Consider the following 4,498-nt stretch of genomic DNA (forward strand, 5'->3'; position numbering starts at 1 on the left):
ACCCACCGGCACCTTCGCAGTCGGGCCGGCCTCGGACCCATTCGTCGTCTTCTCATCAGTCATGCTCACAGTGAACTCCTTAAACATCAGCCTCACTGCTTACACAGACCATCTGACACCCTCGGAGGTCCTGATCCGCGGCAAGGGCCATCGAGAAGAACACCTTCCCGTGCCGGCCGATGTCGGCGAGGCAGTCGCCGGCTGGCTACGCCGTGGCCGGCCACGGTGTGACTGCCCGAACGTGTTCACCACGGTGCGAGCCCCACGGGGCCCGCTGACCCCCGCGACAGTGTCGTCCCTGGTAACCAGGGCCGCCAATCGAGCGGGGCTACCAGGTGTCTCCGCTCACCGGCTCCGCTACTTCGCCGCCACCGAACTGCTGCGTGCCGGCGCGGCATTTCCGGAGATCCAGCAGGTCTTGCGGCATGCCAACATGCGACACACCGCGGCCTACGCCAAGGTCGACCAGGTCGCCCTGACCATCGTGGCGCGGCCATGGCCGCACGCTGGAGGCGCGCGATGAACACGCTTCGAAGCGCAGCAGCGGACTACCTGCGCGTGCGGCGCGCCCTTGGCTTCAAACTCTACGACGCGGGGCTGCTACTCGGTCAGTTCGTCGATTTCTTGCAGGCCCGTCACACCGACACGATCACCATCGAGTTGGCTGTGCAGTGGGCCATTTCGCCGCCTGGCACGTTGCCGGCTTGGCATGCCCGGAGGCTGACGGTGGTGCGCGACTTCGCCCGCTGGAGGCAGGCGTCAGACCCCCATACGCAGGTCCCTCCGACTGGCCTGTTGCCGGCTCCCACCCAGCGGATGACGCCGTACCTGTACTCCGATGAGCAGGTCGCTGCCCTGATCGAGGCGGCCGGGACACTTCGTTCACCGCTGAAGGCAGCGACGATGCAGACCTTCATCGGTCTGGTGTTCGCCACCGGCATCCGCCGTGGCGAAGCACTCGGGCTGGACCGAGCCGACCTGGACCCAGTAGCCGCAGTGTTGACCATCCGCGCAGCGAAACGCGGCAAGACACGGCGGTTACCGATACACCCCTCGACGGTGGCCGCGCTCACCGACTATCAGCACCTGCGGGACCGGCTGTGGCAGCACCCGCATACCGACGCGTTCTTCCTCTCCACCACCGGTGCCCGGCTATCGCCGACGACGGTGTCGCAGACGTTTCGCGGTTTGCTTCCACAGGCTGGTATCGAACCGCCGCCACACGCCCGCCGGCCACGGATCCATGACGCTCGGCACTCGTTCGCGGTGAGCACCTTGTTGCAGTGGTATCGCGCCGGCGACGACGTGCAGGCAAGACTGCCACTGCTGTCAGCCTACCTCGGTCACACCGGGCCGGCCCACACCTACTGGTACCTCTCGGCCGCACCTGAGCTGCTCACGCTGGCCGCCGATCGGTTGGAAACCTACATCGAAACCGAGGAGGGTGAGTCATGACTGCGCTGGCCCCGACCCTGCAGGCGTTCTTCACGGATCGTCTCGTCCGGCAGAAGAACGCCAGTCCGCACACGATCGCCTCTTACCGCGACACACTGCGGCTGCTGCTCGTCTTCGTGTCCGAACGAGCCGGTATCCCACCGACCAGACTGAGCATTGAGGACCTCGACGCGTCACTGATTGGCGCATTCCTGGATCACCTGGAACACGAGCGAGGCAACAGTGTGCGCAGCCGCAACACCCGACTGGCCGCGTTCCACGCCCTGTTCGGGTACGCCGCGCTACAACATCCCGAGCATGCCGCACTGATCGCCCGTGTGTTGGCCATCCCACCGAAACGCTATGACAAGAAGGTCGTGTGCTTCCTCGACGACGAGCAGATCGACGCGCTCCTGGCAGCACCGGACACCAGCACATGGTGGGGCCGCCGCGATCATGCCCTGATACTGCTCGCGGTCCGGACCGGGCTGCGCGTATCGGAGCTGACCGGCCTCAGATGCAGGGACCTTCACCTCGGGCACGGCCCCTACGTCCAGTGCACCGGCAAGGGGCGCAAACAGCGTTGCACACCGGCCGCATGACGTCGACCCGGGACGCTACCGGCCCCCCGACGAACTACTCGCATTCCTCGAAACGCTCTGACCCCAGCCGCATCGCCGGATTATGCCGAGTTATCCAACCCAACCCACCACGCACGACGGGCATCTGGCCATGCGCTCGGCATAATCCGCTCCTCGGCATTGTGGTCGTTATGGCGAGCTCGCCATAACGACCAGCGGTCGGCGTACCGTTCGACGACGTCGGTGGCGGTGGCGTGCAGGTCGGTGGTGACGAAGTAGTCATCGGGCTGCGCACCGTTGGGGCCACGCACGATGACCAGCCGGACCAGGGCGTGCCTATTCACTTGGTACCACAGCACATCGCGCACGTGGACCAGTCGGGTGATGGTGGTGCCGCGCTGGTCGGCGTAGATCGTGGTCCACTGGTCATCAGGTGTCAGCTCGGACAGCTGGGTCGGGGTGGGCAGCCGCTGGCCTCGCAGGCGGGGGCGGCCCCGCTTGCCGGTGCGCGGTGGCGGTGCCTCGTACAGGGCGGCGTCGCGGCGCATCCGGGAGGTCACGTCCACTCGGGGCAGGTCTGCTCCGACGAGGGTGGCGTAGGCGCCGTCGGCGACCAGGTGGAAGCGCCGGTTCGGCTGCCAATCGGTGAGCTGCTCGAGCATCTCGGTGGCGTGGGCCACGGTGCTGGTCACGTCGTGCTTACGGTGGACTCGGACGTTGACCGGCAGGGCGATCGGGCACCCACCCCACGGCGGGTGGATCGTCAGGGTGATCACGACCAGGTTCAGACCGCGGGCGTAGACGACCTTCTTGAGGGTGGAGCGGACCGCGTCACGGAAGATTCCCGCACCCTCGACACGGCGACCTTCGTGGTGGAATAGCGTGTCGTCACAGGCGACCTCGACGGTCCCATTCGGGCAGAACGTGGCGACCAGGTGGCGGGTCAGCACCCGCCAGAGCCGGTCGGTGGACCAGGCGCCGTCGCGCACGAACCGGTGATACGCGTCGTGCGCACGTCGTCCGGTTGGATCCGCGACGGTGATCATCGCGGTGATGGTGCGTCGTCCCGGGGCGCACACCCATCCGCTCATCAGGTCGGCGAAGATCGCGAAGCTCGGCGCGGTAAAGACTCCGCGGAACAGGTCGAGCAACGCATCAAAGCTGGTCACCTCGCCCGGCGCGCGAGTAGCGCGGCCAGGCCGGCGTTACCTTCGGCCTCCAGGTCCGCTTGTGCGCTCCGGTAGCGCTCAACAGCCACGCGGACCTTCGCGACGTCCTGGGGCGCCAGCATCACTGTGCGGTTACGCCCGCCCTGCGAGTAGCTCAGCACGATGCTCTCGTGCAGCTGCGTGCCGTCGCTGCATCGGCAGGACTGCTTTCCGCAGCGGCGGCGCTGGACCACGACCGAGCCGCGGATCTTGCGCGGGAACCGACTGTCAGGTGTCATCTCGACACCATCCCTTCACTGGTTTATCTGCACGCGTGTCGCGTGCAGATAGACCAGTTTCTCGCGTATGGCATCGGTACTGGGGACGATCTTCGGCGAGTCGTCTACGAGTCGCCGGTCAGCACTCCGCGTCGAGTCCAATCACGTCAGGAAGTGCGAAACTCCACTGGTCAGTTATCTCAGATACGGCGCGGTCTCGTACTGCCGCCGCTCGCTGGTCTTGTCCACGTGAGACGATCTAACCCTGGCTACGTGCACCGCGTCCGTATGGCTTCGCATGCCAATAACATTAGTGGCTCTTCAGCGTTGAGGGTGTAGAACCTGTCGGCGCGTCGTTGCCGGGGTGAGGGTCGAGGTCTTCCGATGATGGGAGTTCTGACGCTCACCATCCGAAAGACCTCGACGTGCCTGACGCTACCTTCACCTGTCCCGATCTGACCACTTTCTGCCGCCTCGACGAGCTTGGCCTCGTCGTGACCGGGCAGCGACTCGAGCGAGACCGTGCAGTCCTGGCCTGCCGCGTCATCGAACAGGACGGCTGGTGCCGACGGTGCGGTTGCGAGGGCAGACCACGCGACACGGTGACCCGGCGCCTCGCGCACGAACCACTCGGCTGGCGCCCGACCACACTGGTGCTCACGATCCGCCGGTACCGGTGCACCGGGAAGGGCACGTGTGGCGACAGGACACCAGCAAGGCCGCCGAACCGCGGGCGAAGCTGTCACGCCGCGGCCTGCGATGGGCGCTGGAGGCCATCGTGTGCCAGCACCTGACCGTCGCCCGGATCGCCGAAGGCCTCGCCGTCACGTGGAATACCGCGAACAACGCGGTCCTGGCCGAAGGGTGCCGTGCCCTGATCGATGACCCGGCTCGGTTCGATGGCGTCGCAGTGATCGGCGTCGACGAGCACGTGGTGCGCCACGAGGCGCTGTTGTTTCGGATGGAGGTGAAAGACCTGCATCGCTTGGCCGTCGCAGCGGTCGGGTGAAGCTGGCGGCAGCCTGACCCAGGGAACGCTGGTGAGGGTGGGAGCAGC

At 66.3% G+C, this 4,498-nt stretch carries 5 protein-coding genes and 1 pseudogene; 4 read left to right on the top strand and 2 right to left on the bottom strand.

Annotation, left to right across the window (positions count from 1 at the left end; all coding sequences use genetic code 11):
* From FGL98_RS24590 to FGL98_RS24600, 3 genes are all read left to right on the top strand, one after another.
* On the top strand, positions 1-523 hold a 523-nt coding region (locus FGL98_RS24590; RefSeq protein ID WP_222432405.1), incomplete at its 5' end, for a tyrosine-type recombinase/integrase.
* Positions 520-1,455, top strand: coding sequence for a tyrosine-type recombinase/integrase (locus FGL98_RS24595; protein ID WP_146321452.1), 936 nt, complete (start codon positions 520-522; stop codon positions 1,453-1,455). The genes FGL98_RS24590 and FGL98_RS24595, both read left to right, overlap by 4 nt.
* Positions 1,452-2,036 (top strand): tyrosine-type recombinase/integrase, encoded by a 585-nt coding sequence (locus tag FGL98_RS24600; protein ID WP_146321455.1) that lies wholly within the window; start codon positions 1,452-1,454, stop codon positions 2,034-2,036. Before FGL98_RS24595 ends, FGL98_RS24600 begins: the two co-directional genes overlap by 4 nt.
* An 80-nt stretch (positions 2,037-2,116) precedes the next feature.
* Here FGL98_RS24600 and FGL98_RS24605 read toward each other — a convergent pair whose 3' ends face one another.
* A complete protein-coding gene (locus FGL98_RS24605) occupies positions 2,117-3,184 on the bottom strand; it encodes an IS701 family transposase (RefSeq protein WP_146321457.1) in 1,068 nt (355 codons plus the stop codon).
* Positions 3,181-3,462, bottom strand: a complete 282-nt coding sequence (locus tag FGL98_RS24610; protein ID WP_146321459.1) for a DUF6788 family protein — start codon at positions 3,460-3,462, stop codon at positions 3,181-3,183. The genes FGL98_RS24605 and FGL98_RS24610 overlap by 4 nt, the downstream gene beginning before the upstream one ends.
* 404 nt (positions 3,463-3,866) lie before the next feature.
* Here FGL98_RS24610 and FGL98_RS24615 point away from each other — a divergent pair.
* Positions 3,867-4,384 (top strand): annotated as a pseudogene (locus FGL98_RS24615) (transposase); the annotation flags it as partial.
* Positions 4,385-4,498 lie beyond the last annotated feature (114 nt).

It is taken from the genome of Leekyejoonella antrihumi (assembly GCF_007845645.1).
GTDB classification, from domain to species: domain Bacteria; phylum Actinomycetota; class Actinomycetes; order Actinomycetales; family Dermatophilaceae; genus Leekyejoonella; species Leekyejoonella antrihumi.